Here is a 26,890-nt window from a genome sequence, read left to right as displayed (position 1 = left end):
TAATAGAGTACAACATCATGAATATAAAGGGATAAAAGAAGAACTGTTGAAACAGGTTTGCAATCCGTAGTTCGAGGTGATCTGATTATGGCTTCAATTCATGATGTGGCGAAGGAAGCTGGAGTTTCGGTAGCGACAGTGTCCAAAGTAATTAATCATTATCCGGATGTTAGCGAGAAAACGAGAAGAAAAGTGAAAAATGCGATCGAACTGCTTCGCTACAGGCCCAATGTAATCGCAAGAGGTCTCGTGACCGGGAGATCCTGGACTGTAGGGGTTCTGATTAATATACCTTTTACCAATCCTTATGTTTCGATGCTGCTTGAGGGTATCAAGACGGCGCTGGAAAACAGCGGTTACGATCTGATGCGTTTGTCGGCAAGGCTGAATGATCCCGATTACTCCTTTATCGACCACTGCCAGAGCCGGAATCTGGATGGGGTCGTGGTGTTCGGGGTGGAAAAGGATCATCGCAGCATTCAGGAATTGATCGAATCCGGCATCCCGACGATGTTTGTCGATACGGATGCTACGGGCCAACGGGCTGGCAATATAACGACAGATAACCGCAATGGCGTACATAAGGCAGTCCGGCATCTGATCGAGCTGGGGCACCAGCGGATCGCCTATCTGGCAGGAATACCGGGACAGCCTGTGAATGAGAGCCGCTTGGCCGGCTACCTGGACGGACTGAAAGCATCCTCTATTCCGTACCGCGAGGAATACGTGGTGAACGGGGATTATTCTTACGACGGCGGCATTCAAGGGACGAAAAAGCTGCTCGAGCTCGCGCAAAGGCCGACAGCCATCGTCTGTACTTCGGATATGACGGCCTTTGGGGCGATTCATGCCATTGAGGCGCATGGCCTCACGGTTCCGGGCGACATTTCGGTCGTGGGTTTTGACAACATCTTTGAAGCGGAGCTGTTTAAACCGGCGCTGACGACGATCAACCAGCATATACATTCGATCGGCGTGAAATCGATTGAAGAGCTCATCTCCATGATCAAGAGTGCGGATTATCCACCTCCGGTCGTGACGGAGCCGTCCAGTCTGATCGTCCGGGAATCCACGGCCAGATGTTCTGAGCCGGTTTCCGGCGACGTCCATTGAAACAGGCAATGAAGAAAGAGCATGCCGCGGGTGGCATGCTCTTTCTATTTGGGCTTACGTTTCATCTCGGCTTATAATTCATTATAATGAATGAAATCACTAAATTTCAGATGGAAACGGAAGGGGTTCCTATGGATCAGAAACGAGTGCTGGTGGTCGATGACGAAGAGAGCATCCGCAGCGCGATCACATATGCTTTAAAACGGGAAGGTTTTGAAGTGGACACTGCGGCCGACGGAGAAGAGGCGCTGCAGATGGTGGCTTCCTTCCGTCCGGATATGCTTGTCCTCGACGTGATGATGCCGAGGCTGGGCGGATATGAGGTATGCCGCCGGCTGGAGGACGTCAAGGGACTGGGCATTCTGTTGTTGACCGCCAAAAACGACATTGTGGACAAGGTACTGGGGCTGGAACTGGGCGCGGATGATTTCATGAGCAAGCCGTTTGATATCCGTGAGCTTGTAGCCCGGATCAAATCGATCGTGCGCCGGCTGGATAAAGGGAGCGACGGGCCATCCGCGGCGGCAGACTCGGAAGTATACCGCCTGGAAGGACTTAAAGTCGATACCGTGCGCCGGACCGCGGACATCGATGGCATATCCATGGATTTGACGCCGAAGGAATTCGACTTGCTGGCACTTCTGGTCTCGCATGCCGGGCGCGTGTATACGCGCGAGGATTTATTGGAGCTGGTGTGGGGCATGGAATACTTCGGCGGCACGCGCACCGTGGATATTCATATCCAGCGGCTGCGCAAGAAGCTCGGGAATGCGCAGTATCTTCTCCAGACGGTGTATGGCATCGGCTACAAAGCGATGGAGAAATAGTTTACAAGCCGGAAACATTTCGAAACATTCAGGCAATCATTGCAAGGTATGATAAACACTGCGCAAGGGAAATAACCGCTTGCAACGTAATTTAGAGATTATTAGAGATAGTGAACAGGTTAGCATGGATATGGATCGCTGACAGACTCCCTGGATTGAGTCGGTTGAGCAGCAGAAAGACCCGGGGGGTTTCCGGGTCTTTTGCGTTTTTTAGGACGACTGAAATCTGTTACACGAACTTGCGATGCAGCTTTTTGCCGTCATGGGTGAACATCACCTTTTTGTCCTCGATAATGGTTTCCAAATGGACGGTGCGGCCCCAAAGCTGATATACGTATGGCATCGTCCGTTCCATATATTTCAGATCCAGCTCGGTGCCCTCGTATTCATGCCGAAGGACCAGCTCGCCATTGCGCAAATAATCCCCGTCCGAGACGACCAGATACGGATTGCCGCCGTTCACTCTGGAGACGACTAACTGATCCCGTACGCGTTCCCAGCCCTTGTCTGTGATTTTCCATTCCGGACCTTTCTTTTCGAAAACATACAGGTCCAGATCCTCGGTCAGCTCTTTCGTCAGGTAATTGCGGATGAATGAGATATCGGAGTCGAACTCGCGCACCTCGAATATTTTCTCGCGTCCCTGGCCGGGCTTTCGGCCGGCGAGCTCTTGTTCCTCCTTCGTCGGATGATCCCAGCGCCGTTCAATGTCCTCGAAAATTTTCAGCCCCAAGTAATAAGGATTCAGGCTGTTGCGGGACGGTTGCACGACCGAGGAATTCAGCTTGGCGAATTCGATGGTTTCCTCGCTGGTCAGATCCAGCTCGCGGATAATGCGCTGATGCCAGTAGGAAGCCCAGCCTTCGTTCATGATTTTCGTTTCCATCTGCGGCCAGAAATACAGCATCTCCTCGCGCAGCATGCTCATGATATCCCGCTGCCATTCCTCCAGCACCTCGGAAAACTCCTGAATGAACCACATGACGTCCTTCTCCGGCTCCGGCGGAAAATGCCGCGAAGCGGATGCATCCTTCTCTTTGGATTTTGGCGCATCCAGGCTCCACAGATCGTCATAATCGCCGGCAGGCGGATCATGTTTGGCGGATTCCTTTTGCTCCTTGATCTTATGCTCCATGTAACGCTGCTTGTCGAGATGGGGCGCCTTGATGAGCTGCGGATCCACATGCTCCTGGATGCTCAGCACGGCGTCAATGAAGCTTTCGACCGCTTCGGTACCGAATTCCATCTCATACTGGCTGATCCGCTCGGCGGTCGCCGACATGCTCTCGACCATATTGCGGTTGGAGGCGGAGAAACGGAAGTTGTTTTTGAAAAAATCGCAGTGCGCCAGCACATGCGCCACGATCAGCTTATTCTGGATGAGCGAATTTCCGTCGAGCAAAAAGGCGTAGCAGGGGTTGGAGTTGATGACCAGCTCGTAAATTTTGCTGAGGCCGAAATCGTACTGCATTTTCATTTTATTGAAGGTTTTACCAAAGCTCCAATGCGAGAAGCGGGTTGGCATGCCGTAGGCGCCGAAGGTATAAATGATATCCGCAGGGCAGATCTCATAGCGCATCGGGTAATAGTCCAGGCCGAATCCGTCGGCGATTTCCATAATTTCGCTGATGGCGTATTCAAGCTGCTTGATTTCATCTTGATTATTCATGTGAGGATGGCTCCTTCCTTTCGCGGAAGCATGTGCGCAGGGATTTATTTATACATATTCGCCGGAAGAGGATGTATGAACCGCGAGACAATGCTATACATGAAAGACGTTGTTTGGAGACCGCGAACGGTAACCAGACAACGCCTTTTTTAGGAACATGCGGGTTTCAAAAGTGGCAGCTCAGCAATCAGGTGAGAGCCCCTTCCTGCTTCTTGAAGAAGGTGCGCAGTGCATGATACACCTCACCCTTTTCCTTGATGACATAATACATAAACTGGTCCATTTTGATATTGCGGTAGGCCGACATTAACGTGCTGCTGCGGTTGTACTGGTTGACCTCCCCGTACCCGAACATGTTGCTGACCTTGAGCAGCTCGCCGATCAGGCGCACGCAGCGTTCATTGTCCGAGGTCAGGTTGTCGCCGTCCGAGAAGTGGAACGGATAAATATTGTACTTCGAAGGCGGATAGCGGCGGTCGATGATCTCAAGCGCTTTTTGGTAGGCGGAAGAGCAGATCGTGCCCCCGCTTTCTCCCCGCGTAAAAAAATCCTCCTCCGTTACTTCCTTCGCCTCGGTATGATGCGCCAAAAATACGATATCGACCTTTTCATACTGCCGCCGCAGGAAGCGGGTCATCCAGAAAAAGAAGCTGCGTGCGCAGTATTTTTCGAATGAGCCCATGGAGCCAGACGTATCCATCATGGCAATGATGACGGCGCTGGAATGGGGAACGACAATTTCCTCCCAGGTTTTGTAGCGCAGATCGTCGGGACTGATGTGGTGGATACCGGGGTTGCCGGTGGTGGCGTTGCGGCGCAGGTTCTCGAGAATCGTCCGCTTTTTGTCGATGTTGGACTGCATGCCTTTTTTGCGGATGTCGTTGAACGTAATGGATTCGGTCTCGACGTCCTGCTGCTCCTTCGGCTTCATGAACGGCAGCTCCATCTCGTCGAACAGCATATTCTCCAAATCCTCCATGCTGACCTCGGCTTCCATAATATCGTATCCCGGCTGATCGCCGGCTTTTTCGCCCTGACCGGGCTTTTGCGCCGGATCGCGCGCGAGAACATCGCCCACCTGGCTGTCCCCGTCTCCCTGGCCCACATGCTTTTGCTTCTGGAAGTTATAAATAAAACGGTATTCGTCCAGGCTCCGGATCGGGACCTTGATGATTTGCTTACCGTCCGACATCACAATGCTTTCTTCGGTAATGAGATCGGGCAGGTTCTGCTTAATCATTTCTTTTACTTTTTCCTGGTGACGGACCTGATCCTGATAACCTTTGCGGTGCAGAGACCAGTCCTCTTTGGATACGACAAACAGCGAATGATCGTCAGAATGCATATTCAGCACCTCCCATATGCGCATACTCGGCTTGACGGCATTGAATGCTTATGAATCAAGTATATTCACGCGCAGGGACGATATGTGATGGGACAGCGTAAAATAACGAAGTTCAATCGATTGTAAATAAACCCATATTCAGGATATTAAGGGTCGTATTCGACTGTTTATGACAAATATTGCAAAAAAGATGGTGTATACTGCAAGTATCCTGCATAAAAAGACGAAAGAACCTCTTTTCTTCGGATGATACGCCTCGTGAAGAAGGGAAGGGTATGCGAAGCTGCGAAACATGTATGCAGGGCGTAGGAACATAATAGATTGTAGCGTTTGTAGCAGCATGAATACATAGGTTTGAGGGAGGTGTGCTCCGAATCATTCACGTGGGCAAGCAGTCCCGTAGGATAAGACCCAAAGAAGCAGGATTATGCACGGCTACGGTTGTGAGTTTGATCAAAAAATGTGATTGATAGGGAGTGTACATATGAAAAAAACAATTCTGGCTCTCCTGGCAGGAGGATCTTTGGTTTTGGGTGCGTTCAGCATGGGGCAGGGGAATCATGCGACGGCGGCGCCCGCTGCATTTAAGGATGTTCCGGCCAGCCACTGGGCCAAAAATGCGATCGATGATGCGGTGTCGAAGGGATATTTAAAAGGCGAGGGGAACGGGAATTTCAGGCCGAATGCAGCGGTGACGCGGGCGGAGTTTGCGGCGATTTTGGACCGGGTATCCACGAATGATGTGCAGACGGGCGTAAGTACAGGGACGTTTTCGGATTTGGCAGGGCATTGGAGCGAGAAAGAGGTAAGCGAAGCTGCTGGAAAAGGCTTTTTCCAGGCTAGCGATTATCCGGGCGGATTTAAACCAAACACGCCATTGACGCGGGTGGAGATGGCTAAGTGGATGGCTACCGGCCTGGCGGCCAAGGATGCGGATTATAAGACGGCTTTGTCCGATACGAAGGATACGATTGTGCCGGTGACGGAGTATTACAAAGGCGGCTTGAACCAAGCCGATTATCCGTATGTGTCGGTTGCCCTCGGCACGGGACTGATGTCCGGATATCCGGACGACAGCTTCGGAGCGGGTAAAACGACGACGCGTGCGGAAGTAGCGGTGATTTTGCAGCGTTATGCGGGGACGCAGGGGAAGGCAGCAGAGTCTTCTAAAGCTCTAAATGAGTTGAGAGAGGTCGGACTGACTGGGACGAATGTAAGGACGGTGGCACCGAATCTGGCTATAACCGATGGAGGACTACAAAAGATTTATGGAAAGAATGTAAATCTGAGAAATGGTATCGCTACGGTTCAAATTCATCACTTTATTTTTATTCCGGGATCGACGTTGGCGGATCTAGGAAGTGTGTACGGGAGAATGTTTGTGGATAAAGAATATATGGTTAATTCAAAGAATTATCTTGTGTTGATTGATGAGACTGTAACACCTAATGTTGATAACTTCACATATCAAAAGTACCTGGGAGCAATTGATAATGATTTTAAAGCTGGATTTAGAGTGGAAGGAGATGTATCTAAAAAATTTGGTTATAAAACACCTCCTAATGATGGTTCACATTTTTTTGATAAAGGAAAGGGAGTCCGAATGTGGTCGGCAGGGATGTTTGTGAAATTATTTGATCAAGGCGAAAATAGATACTCAACCACTATAACAGCTACTGACGGTACAGAAATTAGAGTTGTCTATACTAAATTTTAGATTATGGTGCCAATAAGTATGAAGAAAATAAAAATATTATCAATAATTCTACCTTTTACTCTCATTCTAATGTTGCTACAGTTTGAACAAAAATATATAGCGATAGCTGAGGCGGCTATAGTTACGAATCCTAATGAAGCACCAGGGTATCCATATGATGCGGAAATTAGCCCAAAGGGTTTTCAAAAAAGACAAGCAGTGACAAAACCTGTGCATGCTAAAAATACAGGTAAGCCTGGTGTCTACTGGTATCAAATGGATGACGGTGATTTTCAAGCCGACCAGTATGATGGAACACAGATAGAGACTAAAAATATTGGGGATAACCGTGATAACCCATTACCTGGAAAAAAGCCTGTAACAGGGAAGGTAGATTCCTATAATTATAAACCAGGACAGTTTGAAGATAACAATAGTGTACCAAAGGATATAGAGAAATTCCCGTTTGACTCGATTAATTCTTCATTGACAAAGACTACTGAATTCCAAAAAGGTGGCGATAAATTTTATTCCGAAGGATCATTAACCATTACCCCTGACAAAAGATACGTCATCTTTACTGTCACAACCGGAGGCGAACCATTTTCAGACAAAGTAGCCCTTACTCACATTAAACCGAGGCCAAACGGATACGTAAAGTATCAGTTTAATTACAACGTCCCAATTGATTTTGTATGGGAAGGCACCGTCAAAGAAATCAAAGAAATCAGCTTATCCGGCTCCAACAAGATGGCTATCGGTGAAACCAGAGGTTTCACGGCCGCAATCAAGACCAAGCCGTTCGCTGAGCCGAGCGATACAGGCTTCAAAACGCCCGTGGATGTAACCACCCGTCCGGAATCGACGTGGAGCTCGGATAATAAGGCCGTCGTGGACGTCGTTGATCCGCATACCGGTCAGTTCAAGGCTATGGCGAAAGGGAAAGCCACGATCACCGTTAAGTGGGAAAGCGGCATGTACACGCTCTACGATAACATCGTCGTTTCGGTTGAAGACGGAGACGTCCCTCCCGTGGAGGAGCCCCATCCGCCAGGAGATGTATCCTGCACCGATCCGCAGCCTTCCCAGACGATCAGTGGCAAAGAGATGGACCCCGGCGTATCTGCCGTGATAAAAGCGGACAGCCGCGGCAGCGAACGTTTCGATGTTTTGCAGGGAATTCCGACCTCGGAAAGCTTGTACGGAAATGTCAAATCCAAGGAATATTTGTACCAGAACAAGTTCACCCAGATGAAGGGCGTTTGCACCTATACGGTAAACGTCAAGAAAACCTACCTTTTGGAGTGGGACCCAGGCAAAAAGGTTACGGGCCCGGACGGGAAGGAGCATAAAGAACCGGACCCTCAGCATGATCAAGATCAGAAGGTGTACACGTATACGATCCAGCGGCCGTATTCATTCTGGAAAATCGATCAGCTCGAGGTATACGATATCGATCATGCCACCCTGAAAAATTATGCCTGGGACGAAATCACGATCCAACCTGCGGGATACCATCCGCCTGTATTTCAGGCCGGACAAGACGGCAAATATGTCCCGCCCTCTCCGCCGCAAGATGTGGAAGCACCGTCTCAAACGTTAAACGGGGGCGAGTCAAGGCCAAGCGTTCCCAATGAGCAGGGGGCTTTTCAGGGAATAGCCGAGAAAGCGGTGGGCAAGGTGGAGGTCGAGAATGACTCGCTGAATTTCAACGGCCGCAAAATTATGGACAGCCAGCGCACGCCCGAAAATGGCCCAACTCCCTCCCAGATTCCCGCTCCGCAGATGATTAACGAGAATGTGCTGTACAGCCCAGGCCATATCATTAGCAGCTCCAAAATCAACAAAAGCAATGAGCAGAGCTCCGGGCAAATATTCTATGCCATCATGCCCGGCAATATTAACGGCGGGACAGACCAGACGTTCTCCATATCAGGCATCAATCCGGTGACGGTCCACACGCCGGTCGTGAACTATTCCACGGTATCCGATGACGCGGCGCATAACCAGAAGACCCAGCCGAACCTAAGCAGATCAGCGCTCATATTGGAGCGGCCGTTCAGAGTCACGATTCCGACCAGCGGGCAGCATGTGAACTACCCGGGTTACGGAAATCGCGATTATGCGAAGTATTTTCGGATCAAGCAAGTGAAGTTCCCTTTTGACGTATATAACGAGAGCAGGACACAGTTCATACCGAAAGAGACATGGGTGGACATTGCCGTCAATCAGATCTATACCGACTTTTATCTGCCTGTGTGGGTGGACGAGGGGGATTACGAGATTACCTTCCGCAACATTGCGGAAAATGCGCCAGGCGGTTACTCCTCCCAAACGAATGCCAACACGGATTTAACGCATCACGCAGCGGAGTTAAAGGTTCCAGTAGAGGTGATCGGGCGACTGTATGATTTTCATATTACCGATATTGCGGACTACAACTGGGAAAAGGTATTCCGGACGCAATCCGGCAGCGCTAATCCGACGGGCGTTTCCTATTGGGTCGGCCAAAATGCGATCGACGGTGCACCGCGGGGCAATAAGGCGCCATTCACCCTGCCGATTCGCCCGGGGAGCCATCCGCTGCAGGGCTATAAAAATGTGTCCGTCAAAACGGGGTACCACTTCAAGTTTGATTTCAAAACGAAAGGCAACATGTTCGGCCCCCTGGACGGAATCCGGATTACGCCTAGCTTTTATTTCGTCCGCAAGGATGGCCAAGCCATCAATGCCAGGGGAGATAAGCGAATTCCGGTCGATTTGTACTACAATACCAGCACCAATCAATTCGTCAAAATCGGCTCCGCCTCCGATCAGGTTCAGCGCTACGTCATTCTGAATGATCGTTTGCGAAACGTACCTGCGGTTGAACTGACCGATACGGCCGGCTACAAATACAACCACTATGGACAAACGGGTCGATCGAGCCTGAGTGAGTACATTCAAAATTATGCGAACATCATCACGAAACAAAAAACGCCGGTCGGCAGCTATAGCCTGTTGATTCTCCCGGAGCAGTTACGGACCTTTCTTAGACTTTCCGAAAATATTCCGGCTTCGGTGGACCGGGAACGAGCCAATGTGTCGATTCAAAAATGGTACGGGGAATACAGCCTGCCTGCGGAGCCTTTTGTTGTCGCAGCCGGAACAAACGTTGCGGAATATGGACGGACGCATGGCGGACTGGACAGCAAATCGCCGATCTTCCTTAAAGATGGCTACATTGTCGTCAACTTCAATATCGAATCGATCCAGGAGGGGGACTTGAAGCAGCCGCATCTGCAGTACATGAACGCGCCGCTGATGAATCAGTGGGCACTCGAGGGATTTAGCCGGAATATTCAGGATGCTTACGGGAACCGCTTTGGGGTAAACGACGGCGACGTCGTTTTCTATAACGCAAATCAGTCCAGCCGGGATGATTTCAGTTCCCAGGTTCCACATTGAGCAGTCTATGAAAGGTATTTGGGTAGACGTTGGGGGATCGATGAGGAATTAGCCGGGCAAAAAAAGCTCGAAGTTCTTCCGCGCCCTCTCTCGGACGGAGTTTATCCAAATGATTATGCGAACAAGCCTGCGGATTTTCTTCGCAGGCTTGTTTGCTTGATATGCTTCTGACTACAAAAAGATCGGTTTAAGCTTCAGGGTCCACAGTCCTACTACATGCAAAATATGACAATATTTGCGTAATGTTTATAGTATAGTTTAAGTCATCCTTTATATTAAGCTTTCCATTCGGCCAAAGGAGGGAAACCGTATGGATCAACAAGTCACCGTTGTCACGGATCTTGAAATGAAAGATGTACAGGAGTTGAACTTGGTGTATACGAGAGCATCCAGAATGATGCTGGCTTTTGCATTTTTCATCGTGTTTATAGGGATTGTCCTGCTGGTGGACGGGCAGCGAAATGCAGGTGAATTGATGGTCATTTTGGTCATGGACGTCATCATCAGCATCATGTTGTGGTTTGTTAATCAAAGCAGCATCCGGAAACGATCGGGCAAGGCCTATTTAAGCGATAAATTGATCAGGCAGCGGTATACCTTTCTTGTTAGCGGCCAAGGTGTGCACTATGAATCGGCATCCGAGACCGGCAGAATGCGCTGGTCCGATATTTATAAAGTACGAGAAACGGCGAACCTGTTTCTGATCCTTCTGTCCACAAGCAGATCATTGATTATCCCCAAGGAGTCCTTCGGATCGATGCAGGATCAGACCGTCTTCAAGCAGATTGTGGCTGCGAATCTGGACCAAAGCCAGATCCAGTGGCGCAGAAGAGCTCCGGCTTGAACAACGGCTCAGGTTTACCAGTATTTAATGAAGCAGCGTTCTTTGGAGACAACTCTTGCCGCTGCAGCGTTGAACAGCAAACACAAAACAACGGACTTCGGCGATGATCGGCCGGAGTCCGTTTCTTCAAGTAGAACTATTTCTGGAGGACGTGCTTACATGGCAATGGTTTATTTTCCGGCCTTGAGCGCGTCTTCCTGTTTCTTGGCGAACTCCTCCGGCGTCACGGCGTTACCGAGCAGCGCTTGGGTCAAATTATAATGTGCTTCGGAAGCCACCGGCTTCATCTGTACGTCGAGGTAAAGGATGACTTTATTGGCATTATTGAGCTCGTTAAGCACATCGATGAACATTTGCGGCAATTTGACGCTGGACGTGTCCACCTTCGTCGCCGGGATAATTCCCGCATCGGTTACGGATAACTCGCCCCATCGTTTAACAAAGAAGCTGACGAATTTTTTGGCGTCATCCATCACTTTGGAATTTTCGGATATGAACAACCCGACGCCAACGCCGCCCACCCAATCATTAACGCTGCCCTTTCCGCCGTCATATGTCGGGAATTTGAAAAAAACGATTTTATCCTTAAATTCCTGAGGGATGTCCGAGTTTGTCGTATAGTTCGGCACTTCCCAGGTACCCATGGCGTACATGGCCGCTTTTTCGTTCATGAACTCCGATTTGGCCTCCTCATTCGAAAGCCCGTTGAAGCCTTTGACAAAAGCATTACTCTTGACCAGGTTCTGCGCTTCCTTAGCCGCTTGGATCAGGCTCGGATCGCTAAAAGTGCGATTCGCGACCGCTTGATCCAGCACATCCGGTCCGCCGATTCGATCGGCGAGATACATGTACCAGAAGGAACCGGTCCAGGCGTCCTTGGAGCCGAGGGCGATTGGAGTCACATGATTATCATTCAGCGTCTTGATGACATCCTTGAATTCTTCGTAGGTCTGAGGCGGCTGCAGATTGTATTTAGCGAAAATTTCCTTGTTGTAATAGACCGGCACAATATTGAGCTCGACCGGCAGGGCATACGTTTTGCCGTCCACGGCAAAAGCTTCCGTTGTACCGGCGACGAACTTGTCCTTCAGGTCGCCCTGCAGCAGATCATCGAGGGGGGCAAACATATTGCCCTTCACGTACGGCTCCAGGAATCCGGCAGCCCAGGTAAACCCGACATCCGGAAGGCTGTTGGACGCCGAAAGCACTTTGATTTTATTCTTGTATTGTTCATTCTCGAGCACCTCGGTCTCGATCTTCACGTTCGGATTGGATGATTCGTATTCTCCGATAATCTGCTTCATCAGCTTGTTCTGGGCAGAATTGCTGCCATCCGGCCATAGATGCATCATTTTGATCGTCACCTTGTCGGAAGAATGCGCTTTGCCTCCGCCTTTGCTGACGGAACTCGATTTGCTATCCCCGCCGCAAGCGGCCAGCACCAGCGTTAATACGAGCAGAAGGATGGCTGCCGTAAGTAATTTACTTTTCATAAGGATCCGTATTCCCTTCTCATCATCGCAAGGAATGTATGCGCTTTCTCTATCTATGCAGCAAGTGTATCACTCGGTTGAGCCGAAGCATAAGGGTACAAATTTTAGGTATATTTCCACTTTATTTAGGTATCGCTGAGACTGCTTTTTCGGTAGGAGCCCGGGCTGTGGCCTTCGTATTCCTTGAAGACCTTGTTGAAATACTTTGTTGTCTGATAACCGACGCGCTCGGCAATTTCTGCCACGGACAGCCGGGTTTGAAGCAGGAGTTCCTTGGATTTTTGAACCCTTGTACGTGTCACGTACTCGATGAAGGTCACCTGCATCTGTTCTTTGAAGAGCGCGCTGAAATAGCTCGGATTCAGATGCACATACTCCGCAACCTCACGCAGCCCGAAGTTTTGGTCCAGATGCTCCTGCACATAACGGAGTGCGACCTGGATCGGTTCGCTGCGAACCTCCAGATCTTCAGAGGCTTCCATCAGCTTGCTGTCGACGATACGCTGCATTTTGGACATTTTGGCCCGTTCCTCGTGGACGCCCAGCGCCTGCTCGACGGCATGAATCAGCCTTTCTTTACGTATCGGCTTGAGCAGGTAATCGACCACTCCCAATTGAATGCCTTGATGAGCATAGTCAAATTCAGCATAACCGGAAATGAGAATGACGGCCGGCTTGAAGGACAAAGACGAAGATTTAAGCAGCTGCACCAGGTTTAGGCCGGTAATTTCCGGCATGCGGATATCGGTAATCAGCAGATGAACCGGCGAATGCTCTAGGATCAGCAGGGCATCCTTGCCGTTATCGGCTGTCTGGATCTCAAGGCTTCCGCCGCTCCAGGCATCCAGCATGTTTTTCAGCCCTTGTCTGGTACGGGGCTCATCATCGACAATCAGGATCGTTTTGGATTTGTACAAGGTTAAACCTCTCCCGTCTGAATTGGAATCGTGAGTTTGATCTGTGTTCCTTCACTGCCGCTGCGAATGGAGAGTCCCGTGAGCTCCGCCACATTCTCCCCGTAATAAAGCTTGATCCGCTGCTGGACGTTCAAGATCCCCATGCCGGAGCCCTTGGAGGAAGGCATTTTTCCCGTGCGAAGCGCAGAGGTGATCCGGCTTAGCGTATCATCGTCCATTCCCTTGCCGTTATCGGCTACCGTGACGGTCACGAATCGTTGATCTTCGCTCATCTCGACTTCCACGGATACCGCTCCGGGCCCGATCCGGCTTTCCACGCCATGGAGAATCGCGTTTTCCACGAGCGGCTGGATGAGAAGCTTGGGCATCGGAACGGAAGCGAAGGACTGGTGAGAGGAGAGGGACCAGGCCAGGCGATCACCGAATCTCATTTTCATGATCAGCAGATAGCGTTCGATATGCTCCAGCTCGTCACCGAGCGTCACCCATTCTTCCTTGTTCGGGCCGGTTATGGTATACCGGAATAAATCAGACATGGCCACCACGTATTCGGCAAGCTCCTCCTCCTGCTTTTCCAGCAGCGACCAGTACAGTGCTTCCAGCGTATTGAATAGAAAATGGGGATGGATCTGGGCCTGAAGCGCTTTCAGCTCGGTTCGGCTCTGAATAATTTCCTTCTCATAAACCAGCTTGATCAGATCGTTCATATGCTCGACCATTTGGTTGTACGAGTGATTCAATTCATTGATTTCGATGGTGGAGGATATTTGAGATGTCGGCTTCAGTCCTCCCAAGCGCGCGCTGCGCATCGTTTTGATCAGCCTGAATACGGGCCGGGTGATGATGGTTGACAACAAAAAGGACAGCAGGATGAACAAAATCGTCCCGATGCCGGCCGAAACCAGAATAGCCGTTCGAAGGACTGTAATACCGCTGGTGATGGCCTCAATCGGCGTTAGAATCAGCAGCGTCCACCCGGTAACCTCGGATTGCTGCGTCACGAGCATGTATTTTTTCTTGTCGATGGCCACGACGGATTGATCAGCTGCCAAGAGGGACTGGATTTCACTCGGGATCAAAAGTTCGTCGTTGGCGGCGATCAGGTTGAAATTCCGGTCCACCACGAGCATCGCCTCCCGTCCGTCTTCTTCGGAGAGCGATTCCGTAATTTTGAACACTTCCCGGTTCATCCGGATCAGCAGGTAGCCCCCTGGCTGGAACCATTGATCCATAAGCCGTACGCTGCGGATGGCCAGAACGGATTCAGGATCCATGGGATCGATGCCGACCCAGACGATACGCCCCTTTTCATCTTTAGCTTTGTCAATCCATTCCTGGCTGATCTTGCTGGTCAGGTCGCCCTCGTCCAATGGAAAAAGCCTGCGGTTACTGCTGCTGTACAGCTCGATGGAATTGACCCCCTCCGCGTAGGTCTGCACGATCTTAATGCTGGCTAAAAGCGCCTGGCGTTCAGAAAACGTGGCCAATCTGCCTGCCTGTTCATTCAAAAGCAACTGCTGAACGTATTGATTCGTGGCGACCTGGGTCGTTAAAGAATCGATCTGGTTCAGCACGGCCTCCAGTCTGCCGTTGGCCTGAACGGCCGTTTGCTGGATATGCTTTTCCGCATTGTTCCTCAGCAGCTTGGAAACCGAGTCGAAATTGACGGTCCCGACCACAAACAGGATAATCAGCATGACAAAAAGAAAACCAAGGAGCATCTGATTCCGGAGGGTATTGAATCTGTTCAGTTTGATAGGCATGCGAGCCAACCTTTCTGTTATTCCGTTACTTTCGATATCTGGATGGATACGCTAAAGCGTTTTCCGCTACTTGTCATTGTCCTTATTTTTGCTAATATGTCTACTGTTTTTTTCACAGTGATGTCAGATAGGCTATGTTTGGCATTCAAGAAAGGTGGTTTCCTTTTTACACTACCTCTGTTAAAATCAGGCTTAATTTCAACCTGGATGCGAAGTATGCATTCGTATTAATGAATGCGCTTACAGATATGCTGATGCAAGTAAAGGGGGGAACCGACATGTTTAATGTGCTGCTGGTTGACGACGAGCCATGGGTTTTGGAAGGCTTACGAACGATGATTGCATGGGAAAAACACGGTTTCCGGGTTTGCGGTGAGGCTTCCAGCGGCCGCGATGCGCTCCGGATGGTCCAGGATTACCGGCCGGAGCTCGTTGTCACAGATATCCGGATGCCGATGCTTAACGGACTCGAGTTCATGGAGCAATCGAACCGGATGCTGGAGAAGCCGCCCAAATTCGTGGTATTAAGCGGCTATGACGATTTCGACTATGCCCGAACGGCGATGCGCCAGCGAGCGGCGGGATATTTGCTCAAACCCGTCGACGAGGAGGAAATGGATGCTTTGCTTGCGATTTTAAGTCAAAAAATCAAGGGCGAGGCGGCTGCCAGGGATCGTTATGCAAGACGGCAGCAGCTTGCGATCAACCATATGATCAATCGTTTGCTTCATGGCGAATACAGAGAAGATCTGGTGGCTCAGGCATGCCGATTGCTGAATATTCAAGGCCGGGAGCGAATACGCTGCCTGCTCATCGAAAGCGCTTTTGGATTTGATGAAATGTTGCGCGTTGTTGAAGGACTTTGCGCAAAAAGAGAGGGAGTTTGCTTTCAGGACGGTAGCGGGAGAAACGGCATCCTGCTCATTGAGGCGGATAACGGTCCCATGGACGGGCATCTCGAGGAGCAGGTGCAGGTCATATATCGCCGCATAACGGAGCTGACCGGCCGACCGGCAACCGCATGCGTCAGTCAGGAATCGGAGGGCATCCGTTCCTTTCGGGAGGCGTATGTGCAGGCGGCAGAAATGTCGCAGATCAAGCAGGCGCAGGGGAAAAGCGGTCTGTTCTTCTACTGCGGCAATGTCTTTGCGGACAAACGCCGTCAGCTTCAGTCCGACCGGTTCAAGCCGCTGCTCGAAAAGGTACGGTCTCAAAGCCCGGAGGAGATTTCAGCGAATGTGAAAGAAATTTTCTCATGCTTTGCCGCGGACGCTCTGGATATTGAAAACATAAAAGCGCAGGTGGCGGACTTGGAGCTGTCTCTGTGCCGATCCGTCCAAGAGATGCGGGGGCAGCCGGATGCATGCTTGGCAAACTTTAGCGAAGGGTATGGCAGCTTGGGAGAAATTCATTATTTTTCAAGGCTGCAGTCGTATGTGGAGAGCATGTGCCTGCAAGCTGCCGGGGTTCTCCGCGAATTAGAACGGCAAAACGAGGGCAATACCATTTTTCATGTGATCCAGTATGTGGACCGGGAGTACCGAAATAAACTGCAGCTGCAGGATTTGGCGAAGCATTTTCATCTGAATTCCACGTATCTGGGACAGCTGTTCAAGAAAAATACAGGGAAACCTTTTAACGAATATATCAACGACAAACGGATTGAGGAAGCCAAGCGGCTGTTGAAACGCTCCTCCATGAAGATCGCCGAGGTAGCCGTTCAGGTCGGATTTCCAAATACCGACTACTTTATTGCCAAATTCAAGCTCAAAACGGGTACGCTGCCCTCCGTGTTCCAGAAGGAAGCCGGCAGCTCGGCAGGAAAGGAAGGGGAGGAGCCTTCATGCTGAAAAGAATGTTCAAGCTGAGGTCCTTTGTCAACGATATTCCGCTGAACTACAAGTTTTTTCTGATTTTTTTCGTTGGTGTCCTCCTTCCGATCCTCGTGATCAATTTACTGGTCATGGACCGGATGTCTACGCTGATCAAGGCGAGGGAGGAGCAGAACCTGGAAATTTCGCTGGAGCGGGCAAGGAAGGACATCCACGATTTTATCGACGGGGGCGTCGCGGTCAGCCATGCCCTAAGCACCGACAAGACCCTGTATGAGATGCTGGACCGGGAGTATAAGAACCAGCTGGACTTTTATGATACTTTCGATGAGCAGCTGCGGAACCGGGTAACGAGCTATATCCCCGTAAACAATCAGATCCAGCGGATCGGGATTTATACCGATAACGCGACCATCGTCAATGGGGGGAACTATCATATCGTCAATGACGACGTGCTGAAAAGCGATTGGTACCGGCTCTGGAAAACGTCGCAAAATCCGGTGTTCGTGGCGGCGTACCGTGCTATGGAGGCGAACAATACCGCTTCGACGGTCCCGTACTTAAGCGTGATCGAAAAGATGGACTATTATGACTCCTACAACAAACATGAGAAGCTGCTTCGAATTGATATCGATCTGAACAAAATTTACGACGTGATCGTACGTGAAAAGGATTACCTCAATCTGTACCTGGTCAACGAAAACAATCAGATCATCATGTCGGCGGATAGCGGATACCAGCGCGGCAAGACGGGAGGCTATCCGGTATTTCAGCTGAAGGAAGACGACAGGCAACAGGATGTTCACACGGTGGCGATCGGGACGGCAAGGTATGTGAAGGGATGGCGGCTGGTCGGCATTACCCAAGGGGTTCGCATATCAAAGGCGATGACGGAGATGAGGCTCTATATCGGCGCGGTGGCCGCATTTGTAGCCTTATTCGCGACGACTTTTATTTTCATCATGCTCCGAAGCTATAATTACCGGGTAAAACGATTGTCCCGGCATATGCAGAAGGTAACGAACGAGAAGTTTGACCTGATCCAAATTGCCGAGGGGCGCGACGAAATCGGCGGCCTGATTCAAAATTTCAACGGCATGACCGCCCGGATCAAGTTTTTGATCAACAACGTCTATAAGCTGGAAATCCAGAAGAAGGATCTGGAGATGGAACGGGTGCGCGCCGAAATCAATTTCCTGCAAAGTCAGATGAACCCCCATTTTTTGTTCAATACGCTGAATGCCATCTTGGTGGTCTGCACGAAGAACAATTACACCGATGTCACGGATATTATCAAAAGCCTGTCCAAGCTGCTCCGCCGGCTGCTGAGCTGGAAAGAAGACGTCGTCTCGCTTGAAGAGGAAATGATGTTCATCGAAATGTATCTGAAGATCGAAAAGTTCCGCTTCCGCGATAAGTTCGATTACCGGTTTGACATCGACGAGGAGGTGCTTCGCTACAAAATTCCGAAAATGAGCATCCAGCCGCTCGTGGAAAATGCATGCAAGCACGGCATTCAAGCCATTGACGGCGTGGGTATGGTGAAGGTCAGCGCATTCGTCATCGACGGACGCCTTCGCGTGAACATTTCGGATAATGGACGAGGGATGGAGTCGGCCAAATTGAAGGAAATTCTGCTGTCTGTCCGCACCGAGGATTCATCTTCCGGAATCAGCATCGGCATTCGCAACGTATACCGCCGGCTGGAGCTGTACTATAACGACCAGGTCCGTTTCGATATCGTCAGCTCGCCGAACCAAGGCACGACGGTATTCTTCGAAATTCCGGTCCGTATATTGGAGCAGGCAGTTTAACGTAAAGGGAGGGGACGGTATGAAATTCAAGGTGCTGCTGATTGATGATGAGCCGGGGGCGCTTGAGGGGCTGCAGATGTGGGTGGATTGGCCCATGCTTGGCTTCGAAGTTTGCGGCACGGGAAGCAATGGCATCGAGGGGCTTGCGATGATGGAGCGGCTGCAGCCGGATTTGGTCGTTACCGACGTCAGGATGCCGCTGATGAGCGGGCTGGAGATGATCTCGGCTTGGCAGCGGGATGGCGGCAAGCAGGTGAAGTTCGCTGTTCTAAGCGGTTATAGCGATTTCGAATACGCCCGGACCTCGATTCAGATCGGTGTAAACCATTACCTCTTGAAGCCGGTCATTCCCGAGGAGGCGGAGCTGGCGCTTCGGGAGATCTATGACGAGCTGGCGCAGGCAACGGAAAAGCAAAGCGTCGAGCGGATCGCAAGGCGCGAGGAGATTGCCCAATGCCTGAAAAGGCGTCTGTTAGGCGAGCCGGAAGAACGGGGCGATCAGGCTATCCTGAGCGGGATCGCTGCAGCTGCTGCCGGCTGGAATATTTGTCTGGTCCGGACAGAGCCGCCATGTTATGCCGATGCCCAAGAACGTACCCTTGAGCTGCTGAAGCAGCGAGAGGCGGCATACCTGGTGGATCTGGAAATGAACTGTTTCGGAGTCGTATACGGTTTTGGTTCCGCGCAAGAGCACAGGGAAGAGGAACTGCCGCGGTATTTGCATGCGCAACTGCAGCCGGTTTCCTCACGGACGATTTTGGCCGTAGGGGAGAAGCAGGAGGATCTGCAGTCGATCGACAAGAGCTACGCTGCGGCGAGGGAAGCATTACGACATCGTTTTTACGGAAAAGACGATGACGGCATCGTTTGGTACGCAAACATACGGAACCGGACATTTAGCGTCCGATCCGATGTCATGAGGCTGGTGGAAGAATCCGTTGCAGCGGTCAACCTGTTGGATCAAGCTGCGTTTCGCCAGGCCGTGAGCACGGCGGTCAAAGATTTTCGCGACAGGATGGTTGAGCCGGAAACCGTGATCAAGCTGGCGATCCATACGATGTTCCGCATGATGGACCTGGTGAAGGAAGCGGCGGGAAAGCAAGCAGAGCTCTTAATCGATACATATGCCCGCTCTCAGGGGCGTTTTCTTCCGACGCTTGAAGATATCGAGTTCAGCCTGCTGTCCTGCGGGCTGGACTGCATCTCTCTGCTGCGAAGCGAGCGTGCGAAACAATCCCAGGGCATCATTCATGAGATTAATGCCTACATCCGGTCGCACTATCACGAATGCCTTACCATAAAGCAGCTGGCCGAGGTTTTCTATCTGCATCCCGCATATCTCGGACAGCTGCTTTGGAAGAAGAACGGAATCGGCTTTCATGAAATGCTGCATAATCTGCGCATCGAAGCCGCCGCGTCGCTGATGGAGAACAGCAGCCTGAGGAACAGCGAAATCGCCGAGCGGGTCGGGTACGGCCAATACGGGCAATTTCTGAAACAGTTCGAGGCAAGGATGAAAGTTTCCCCCACCGAATACCGAAAAAACAGGTCCTAAAGTTTTTAGGGTTACTCCTTTAATTGCGCTATAGTTTGGCCTTGGCAGCGCTTTTACAATAAAGACAGGTTACATGAAAAGGCTTACAAAATGTAGCTAGAAAATGACGGAGGTGCTTTACATGGGGGGTAAGTCAGGAGCGTTGCTACGGCTAAGCCTGCTGATGGTGCTGGCATTCAGCGTGGTTCTGTCGGGTTGCGGCGGAAGCAAGAATGCGGGGTCAAGCACAGATGGCAGTAAAGGCTCCACGGAACAAGCAGAGACGGGTAGCAATGATAACAAGGACGGAAAAGACGGCAAGGTTGAACCATTTAATGTCAGTGTTTTCATCGGGGAAGCTGGACAGCAGCCGACGCCGGACAACAAGATCTACAAAAAGATCAAAGACGAACTCGGCGCATCCTTTAATTTTGAGTTTTTGGCCGGGGACATCAATCAGAAGCTGGGCGTCATGATCGCAGGCTCTGACTACCCGGACCTGATGACCGGTAATACGAAGCTGACGGCGGCAGGGGCCTTCATTCCGCTGGAGGATCTGATCGAGAAATACGCTCCGAACCTGAAAAAGCATTACGCGGACTACTGGAACATGATGAAGGATCCAAGCGACGGACACATTTACGTATTGCCGAACTATGGCGTATACAACGGAAAATTGAACAGCACCTGGTATTCCGGACCGGCGTTCTGGATCCAGAAGGACGTGCTGGAGGAAGCCGGCTATCCGAAAGTTAAGACACTGGACGAATATTTCGACCTGATCGAGAAATATAAAGAAAAGCATTCGACGATTGACGGCAGTCCGACCATCGGCTTCGAAATCCTGAACTATGACTGGAGAAACTGGGGTCTGTTCAATGCGCCGCAGCATCTGATCGGACATCCGAATGACGGCGGTGTCGTCGTGAAGGACGGAGTTGCGGAAATTTTCGCGGATAAGGATTATGCCAAGCAATATTACAAAAAGCTGAATGAAATGAATGATAAAGGTTTGATCGATAAAGAAACGTTCGTGCAAAACTATGACCAGTACCTGGCGAAATTGTCGAGCGGAACGGTTCTCGGGATGTTCGACCAGCACTGGAATTTCCAGAACGCGGAAAACTCCCTGATCACCCAGAAGAAAGACAATCGCACCTATGTCGGGCTCCCGCTCGTGTATGATTCGTCCACGAAGGACTATTACCGCGACCGCTCGCCTCTGAACCTGAACAACGGCTTCGGGATCAGCGTGAATGCGAAGGATCCGGTGAAGATCATCAAGCTGCTGGATAGCCTGATTACGGAAGACTGGCAGAAGACGCTGACTTGGGGCGTCGAAGGCGAGGACTATATCGTGAATGAAAAGGGCCGCTTCATGAAAACGCAGGAGCAGCGCGACAAATTTACGGACGGCACCTGGAAGCTGGCAAACAAGGCTGACGCCTTATTCTCCTACCTGCCGAAGATCGAAGGAAGCTTCAGCGACGGGAATGCCACCGATGCCGCGGCGCAGCCGGAAGAATATCAAGCAGGCTTGAAAGAATACGACAAGAAGTTCCTGCAGGCTTACGGCTATAACAGCTACGTGGATTTCTTCAGCGAACCGCCGGAAAATCCGGTTTACTACCCAGCATGGACCATCGACCTGATTGAAGGCTCGGAAGCGAAAATCGTCAACACGAAGCTGAACGACTTGTCCACGAAGTTCCTGCCGAAAGCCATCCTGGCGAAACCGGCCGATTTCGATTCCGTATGGGGCGATTACACCTCCCAGATCGGTAAAGTCAATGTGAAAGCTTACGAGGATCGCATCAATGAGCAGATCAAGTGGAGAATCGACCACTGGAGCAAATAAGCCGGATAGGAGAAGTGGAAGGCGCCCTGCGCCTTCCACTTTCTAAAATCAGGATGCGCGGAGCGTTTCCGCCCTTCTGAAATAAGGTTTGTGGGGAGAGCAGCTTGACATGGAGGAGACACTAGGGAAGAAAAAAGCCGTCCGTAAATCGAAAAAGCCGGCCCGGCAGCGGATCTCCTGGTCCCTGATCAAAAGCCAGAAGCAGCTGATCTGGATGTCGGTTCCGTTAACGCTTTATATTATTTTGTTTGCCTACGTCCCGGTTTGGGGCTGGACGATGGCCTTCCAGAATTACAAACCGGCGCGAAGCTTCAGCCAGCAGGACTGGGTAGGCTTCAAGCATTTTAAATTTCTGTTCACCGATGATGATTTTTTGAGAGTGCTTCGCAATACGATCGGCATGAGCTTGATCAATCTCGTGCTCGGCTTCGTGACGGCCATCGTGCTGGCACTGCTGCTGAACGAGATCAAAAAGATCGTATGGAAACGAACCGTTCAGACGATTTCGTATTTGCCCCATTTCCTGTCCTGGGTCATCGTAACCGGCATCGTCGCCACCTCGCTGGCATCGGATGGCATCGTCAACGATGTCCTGATGAAGCTGCACTTGATCAAGGAGCCGATTCTATGGCTCAGCGAAGGCAAGTATTTCTGGGGCGTCGTCGGCGCTTCGCATGTGTGGAAGGAAGTCGGCTGGAACACCATTATTTATTTGGCCGCGATGGCCTCGATCGACCCGGCCTTGTACGAGGCGGCGGAAATCGACGGAGCAAGCCGGTATAAAAAAATGCTGTACGTGACCCTACCCGGTATCAAAGCGACGATTGTGATCCTACTCATCATGTCCATCGGACATATTCTCGACGCCGGTTTTGAAGTCCAATACCTGCTTGGCAACGGGCTGGTTGTGGATTGGGCCGAGACGGTCGATATCTTCGTACTGAAGTACGGGATCGCCCAAGGAAACTATTCATTGGCAACGGCCGGAGGCATTTTCAAAACGGTCGTCAGTGTGACGATGCTGCTGCTGGCGAATCAAACCGCCAAGCGGCTCGGGGAAGAGAGGCTGTTATGACCATGGATAATCGAAAACTCAGCCCGCAGCGTTCCGCAGGTGTTGCCATGAAACCAAGCTCTGGCATGGGGAGACTGGAACCGGCTCTTTTTCATACATTCAATTCCGTTTTCATGATCGTACTGGTTATTGTGACGCTGTATCCATTTTTGAATACGATCGTGGTTTCGTTTAACGCGGGCAACGATACGATTCGCGGCGGCATCTACCTGTGGCCGAGACAGTGGACGCTGCAAAATTATAAGGCGGTGTTCGCCTCGGGCACGATCTATAACGCCTTCTGGATCTCGGTAGCCCGTACGGTGCTGTCGACCGTGCTCAATATTTTTTTGACGACCATGCTTTCGTACACGCTCAGCCGCAAGGAATACATTTTCCGCAAGCCGATCACGGTGATTTTCGTGCTGACGATGTATTTCAGCGCCGGCTTGATTCCGGGGTATTTCCTCATCAAGGATTTGCATTTGCTGAACAGCTTCTGGGTGTACATTTTCCCTTCGATGATCAGCGCGTTCAACATGATCGTCATCCGCACGTATATCGGGACGATTCCCGAAAGCCTGGTGGAGTCGGCGAAAATAGACGGCGCGGGCGATTTCAAGATTTTTATGCGGATCATCTTTCCGCTTTGCACGCCGGTGCTGGCGACCATCGCCCTGTTCGTGGCCGTGGGTGCATGGAACTCATGGTTTGATGCGTTCCTGTACACGTCGTCGAAGCAGGATCTGAGCACACTGCAGTACGAGCTGATGAAGCTGTTGTCTTCAAGCATGAATTCGAACAACAATCCGAACGTAGCGGCAGGCGTGGGGATGACGCAGGATTCGGCGATTTCGCTCGTGACTCCGCTGTCAATCCGGGCGGCGGTGACGGTCGTCGCGGCGGTTCCGATCCTGGTGGTATATCCTTTCATGCAAAAATACTTTGTGGTGGGCCTGAACGTGGGCAGTGTGAAGGAATAAAGGCTATGTCCGGTTTGCATCCCGTAAAACTTACTGCCGGAATGGAATAAGACAGCGAGGAGGAAAGACCAATGAATCCGATCCATATACGTACCGAATCGGAACTTAAAAAGCGGTTTGCGGACGATTTCAAGATCGGCGCGGCCGTCAATCCGCTAACGATCGTCACGCAGCAGGAGCTGCTCACGCACCATTTCAACAGCATTACGGCGGAAAACGAGATGAAATTCATCAGCGTGCATCCGCAGGAGGAAGTATACACGTTCGAAGCCGCCGATGAGCTTGCCCGCTTCGCCCGGACCAACGGGATGGCCATGCGCGGGCATACGCTGGTGTGGCATAACCAGACGCCCGACTGGCTGTTCGAGGACCGGCAGGGGCAGCCGGTTGACCAAGCCGAGCTGCTCAAACGGCTCCGGTCCCATATTCAGACGGTCGTCGGACGCTACAAGCAGGATATTTACGCCTGGGACGTGGTTAACGAGGTCATTGCGGACGAAGGCGGAGAGCTGCTGCGGCCGTCCCGCTGGCTGGATATCGCCGGTCCCGATTTTATCGGCAAAGCATTCGAGTATGCGCATGAAGCCGATCCGGAAGCGGTGCTGTTTTACAATGATTACAACGAATCCGATCCGCTGAAGCGGGATAAAATTTATGCTTTGGTCAAGTCGCTGCTGGAGCGGGGCGTGCCGATCCATGGCATCGGCCTGCAGGCGCACTGGAATTTGTATGACCCGGTGCTTGACGATATCCGGGCGGCGATCGAAAAATATGCATCGTTAGGATTGCAGCTTCAGCTGACGGAGCTTGACATGTCGGTGTTCCGGTTCGAGGACAGACGCGAAGGATTGACGGCGCCAGAACCGGGCATGCTGGAGCGGCAGGCCGAACGTTATGAAGCGGTGTTCAAGCTGTTGAGGGAATATCGCGATGTTATCAGCTCGGTCACCTTCTGGGGGGCGGCAGACGATTATACCTGGCTGGATGGTTTTCCGGTGCCTGGCCGTAAAAATTGGCCGTTTCTATTTGATGAGCGGCACCGTCCGAAGCCTGCGTTTGATCGCATTCAGACATTATCATAAATGGTGGACATTGTCTTGCGAATACAAACCACCGGTCTTCAATTGTAAAAGGCAGCGCCTGCTTCTGCAGGACGCTGCCTTTTTGTGTGGACATGGGTTTATAGCGATGCTCCTTGGGATTCGGTGTGATGGCCCGAAGGGGCATGGGCCGCCTTGCGTTCCATCGCGTACACGCTGAAGCCGATCAGAAGGGCGATGCCGACCAGCACGGCTCCAACCCAAGGCAGGGAGGTGAGTCCCATGTTATCGATGACCCAACCGCCGAAGAAAGCACCGAAAGCATTGCCTAAATTGCCTGCGGAGTGATTGGAGGTGGAGGCAAGCGCAGGCGCTTCCTGGGCCATATTCATGATTTTGACCTGGATGCCCGGCATGACGGCAAACGAAGCGGCTCCCCAGAAGAAAATGGTGATGACCGCGGCCGCCGGATGATGAACGGTAAACGTAAATATCGTCAGCACGATGCACACGGTAGCGAAGATGCCCAAAACCGCCGGCATGAGCTTCCAGTCGGCCAGCTTCCCGCCGGCAATATTGCCGAGCGTAACGCCGATGCCGAACAGAACAAGAATCCATGTGACGCTATGCTCCTGAAAGCCTGTAACCTTCTCCAGCAGAGAGGCGATGTACGTAAAAACCGCGAACAGGCTGGAATTACCGATGGCGCTGGCCAGCAGGATGACGAGCAGCTTGGGCTGGGCAAGGGCCCTGAACTGGTTGATAAGGCTGGCATGCTCGTCCTGCCGAATCCGTGGGATAAAGATCATAATACCGATCAGGGCGACGATGCCCATGACCATAATAACCGCGAAGGAAGCCCTCCAGCCGAGATGCTGTCCGATAAAGGTTCCGATGGGAACCCCGATTATATTGGCGATCGTGAGTCCCGCCATCATGATGGAGACCGCTCCGGCCCGCTTATGGGGCTTGACGAGATTGGATGCGATGACCGCACCCACACCGAAAAAGGTACCGTGGCAGAGAGCCGTAAGAAGACGCGCACCCATCAGGACGTTATAATTCGGCGCGATGACCGCGATGCCGTTTCCGAGAATAAACAAAGCCATGAGCAGGCAGAGCAGCAGCTTTTGCGGCAGCCGATGCGTCAGGATCGTCATCACCGGGGCACCAATGGCAACCCCCAATGCATAGCTGGTGATGAGCTGCCCGGCCGTGGAGATCTTTACATGGAGGTCTTCGGCGACATTCGGCAAAATGCCCATGATCACAAATTCCGTCATGCCAATGGCAAAGGCGCCTACCGTCAGCGAAAGGATGGAGACAGGGAAAGGATCCTTCTTTCCGGATGATACTCGTGAAGCTTGGGATGGATGACTCATGATGTATGTTTCAACCTTTCTCTGAATACGCTTCTTTTCTTTCTGTAATTATTGTATTTTTCATGAAAATTTTCAAGAACCAATATTTCTTCAAAGTTATTGACAGGCCTATGAAAAACAATTAAAGTTCTTTAATAACATCACTGGAGAAATTAAATGAATAACAGAGCTATAACCAACATAAAAGGCATATATAGATGAGTAAAAAGCAAATATATCATTAAATGTAAGGTGTATTTCTCCATAGGTGAAAATAATTAAATGATAGTGGAGGAGCAA

18 protein-coding genes are annotated in these 26,890 nt (G+C 51.1%); 12 read left to right on the top strand and 6 right to left on the bottom strand.

What is annotated here, in order from left to right; genetic code table 11:
- Positions 1–87: 87 nt before the first annotated feature.
- Together PCH05_RS02805 and PCH05_RS02800 are read left to right on the top strand one after the other, a co-directional pair.
- On the top strand, positions 88–1,113 hold the full coding sequence (locus PCH05_RS02805; RefSeq protein ID WP_127600453.1) for a LacI family DNA-binding transcriptional regulator: 1,026 nt from the start codon (positions 88–90) through the stop codon (positions 1,111–1,113).
- A gap of 131 nt (positions 1,114–1,244) precedes the next feature.
- Positions 1,245–1,940 (top strand): response regulator transcription factor, encoded by a 696-nt coding sequence (locus tag PCH05_RS02800; protein WP_127600452.1) that lies wholly within the window; start codon positions 1,245–1,247, stop codon positions 1,938–1,940.
- A 229-nt stretch (positions 1,941–2,169) separates the two neighbouring features.
- Here the strand turns inward: PCH05_RS02800 and PCH05_RS02795 are convergent, their stop codons facing one another.
- Positions 2,170–3,609: a SpoVR family protein gene (locus PCH05_RS02795; protein ID WP_127600450.1), complete on the bottom strand. Its 1,440-nt coding sequence runs from the start codon at positions 3,607–3,609 to the stop codon at positions 2,170–2,172.
- A 187-nt stretch (positions 3,610–3,796) separates the two neighbouring features.
- Positions 3,797–4,954, bottom strand: coding sequence for a sporulation protein YhbH (yhbH, locus tag PCH05_RS02790; RefSeq protein ID WP_127600448.1), 1,158 nt, complete (start codon positions 4,952–4,954; stop codon positions 3,797–3,799).
- A 484-nt stretch (positions 4,955–5,438) separates the two neighbouring features.
- Between yhbH and PCH05_RS02785 the strand changes: the two genes are divergently transcribed.
- From PCH05_RS02785 to PCH05_RS02775, 3 genes are all read left to right on the top strand, one after another.
- Positions 5,439–6,671 carry an S-layer homology domain-containing protein gene (locus PCH05_RS02785; RefSeq protein WP_127600447.1) on the top strand — a complete coding sequence of 411 codons (1,233 nt, stop codon included), beginning with the start codon at positions 5,439–5,441 and terminating at the stop codon, positions 6,669–6,671.
- Between the two features lie 729 nt (positions 6,672–7,400).
- Positions 7,401–10,097: a DUF5704 domain-containing protein gene (locus tag PCH05_RS02780; RefSeq protein WP_246049334.1), complete on the top strand. Its 2,697-nt coding sequence runs from the start codon at positions 7,401–7,403 to the stop codon at positions 10,095–10,097.
- A 310-nt stretch (positions 10,098–10,407) separates the two neighbouring features.
- Positions 10,408–10,941 (top strand): YcxB family protein, encoded by a 534-nt coding sequence (locus PCH05_RS02775; RefSeq protein WP_127600443.1) that lies wholly within the window; start codon positions 10,408–10,410, stop codon positions 10,939–10,941.
- 170 nt (positions 10,942–11,111) lie between these two features.
- Here the strand turns inward: PCH05_RS02775 and PCH05_RS02770 are convergent, their stop codons facing one another.
- The 3 genes from PCH05_RS02770 to PCH05_RS02760 all read right to left on the bottom strand — a co-directional run bounded on the left by PCH05_RS02770 (position 11,112) and on the right by PCH05_RS02760 (position 15,114).
- Complete coding sequence (locus PCH05_RS02770) at positions 11,112–12,434, bottom strand: extracellular solute-binding protein (protein WP_127600441.1); 1,323 nt, start codon at positions 12,432–12,434, stop codon at positions 11,112–11,114.
- A gap of 125 nt (positions 12,435–12,559) precedes the next feature.
- A complete protein-coding gene (locus PCH05_RS02765) occupies positions 12,560–13,351 on the bottom strand; it encodes a response regulator transcription factor (RefSeq protein ID WP_127600439.1) in 792 nt (263 codons plus the stop codon).
- Positions 13,352–13,353: 2 nt separating this feature from the next.
- Complete coding sequence (locus PCH05_RS02760) at positions 13,354–15,114, bottom strand: sensor histidine kinase (RefSeq protein ID WP_127600436.1); 1,761 nt, start codon at positions 15,112–15,114, stop codon at positions 13,354–13,356.
- A 278-nt stretch (positions 15,115–15,392) separates the two neighbouring features.
- Between PCH05_RS02760 and PCH05_RS02755 the strand changes: the two genes are divergently transcribed.
- From PCH05_RS02755 to PCH05_RS02725, 7 genes are all read left to right on the top strand, one after another.
- Complete coding sequence (locus PCH05_RS02755) at positions 15,393–16,964, top strand: response regulator transcription factor (protein WP_127600434.1); 1,572 nt, start codon at positions 15,393–15,395, stop codon at positions 16,962–16,964.
- A complete protein-coding gene (locus PCH05_RS02750; RefSeq protein ID WP_174806216.1) occupies positions 16,958–18,760 on the top strand; it encodes a sensor histidine kinase in 1,803 nt (600 codons plus the stop codon). Before PCH05_RS02755 ends, PCH05_RS02750 begins: the two co-directional genes overlap by 7 nt.
- Positions 18,761–18,779: 19 nt before the next feature.
- Complete coding sequence (locus PCH05_RS02745; RefSeq protein ID WP_127600432.1) at positions 18,780–20,315, top strand: response regulator transcription factor; 1,536 nt, start codon at positions 18,780–18,782, stop codon at positions 20,313–20,315.
- Positions 20,316–20,436: 121 nt separating this feature from the next.
- Positions 20,437–22,152 (top strand): ABC transporter substrate-binding protein, encoded by a 1,716-nt coding sequence (locus PCH05_RS02740; RefSeq protein ID WP_127600430.1) that lies wholly within the window; start codon positions 20,437–20,439, stop codon positions 22,150–22,152.
- A gap of 109 nt (positions 22,153–22,261) precedes the next feature.
- Positions 22,262–23,227: an ABC transporter permease gene (locus tag PCH05_RS02735; protein ID WP_127600428.1), complete on the top strand. Its 966-nt coding sequence runs from the start codon at positions 22,262–22,264 to the stop codon at positions 23,225–23,227.
- 47 nt (positions 23,228–23,274) lie between these two features.
- Positions 23,275–24,189: a carbohydrate ABC transporter permease gene (locus PCH05_RS02730; protein WP_164766530.1), complete on the top strand. Its 915-nt coding sequence runs from the start codon at positions 23,275–23,277 to the stop codon at positions 24,187–24,189.
- A 71-nt stretch (positions 24,190–24,260) separates the two neighbouring features.
- Complete coding sequence (locus tag PCH05_RS02725; RefSeq protein WP_127600424.1) at positions 24,261–25,271, top strand: endo-1,4-beta-xylanase; 1,011 nt, start codon at positions 24,261–24,263, stop codon at positions 25,269–25,271.
- Between the two features lie 98 nt (positions 25,272–25,369).
- Here the strand turns inward: PCH05_RS02725 and PCH05_RS02720 are convergent, their stop codons facing one another.
- Positions 25,370–26,611, bottom strand: coding sequence for an MFS transporter (locus PCH05_RS02720; RefSeq protein WP_127600422.1), 1,242 nt, complete (start codon positions 26,609–26,611; stop codon positions 25,370–25,372).
- Positions 26,612–26,890: the final 279 nt, after the last annotated feature.

The organism is Paenibacillus chibensis (assembly GCF_004001045.1).
Lineage (GTDB): Bacteria > Bacillota > Bacilli > Paenibacillales > Paenibacillaceae > Paenibacillus_AQ > Paenibacillus_AQ chibensis.
Note: the sequence above shows the minus strand (reverse complement) of the source record. Positions and strands in the feature narration are given on the sequence as shown.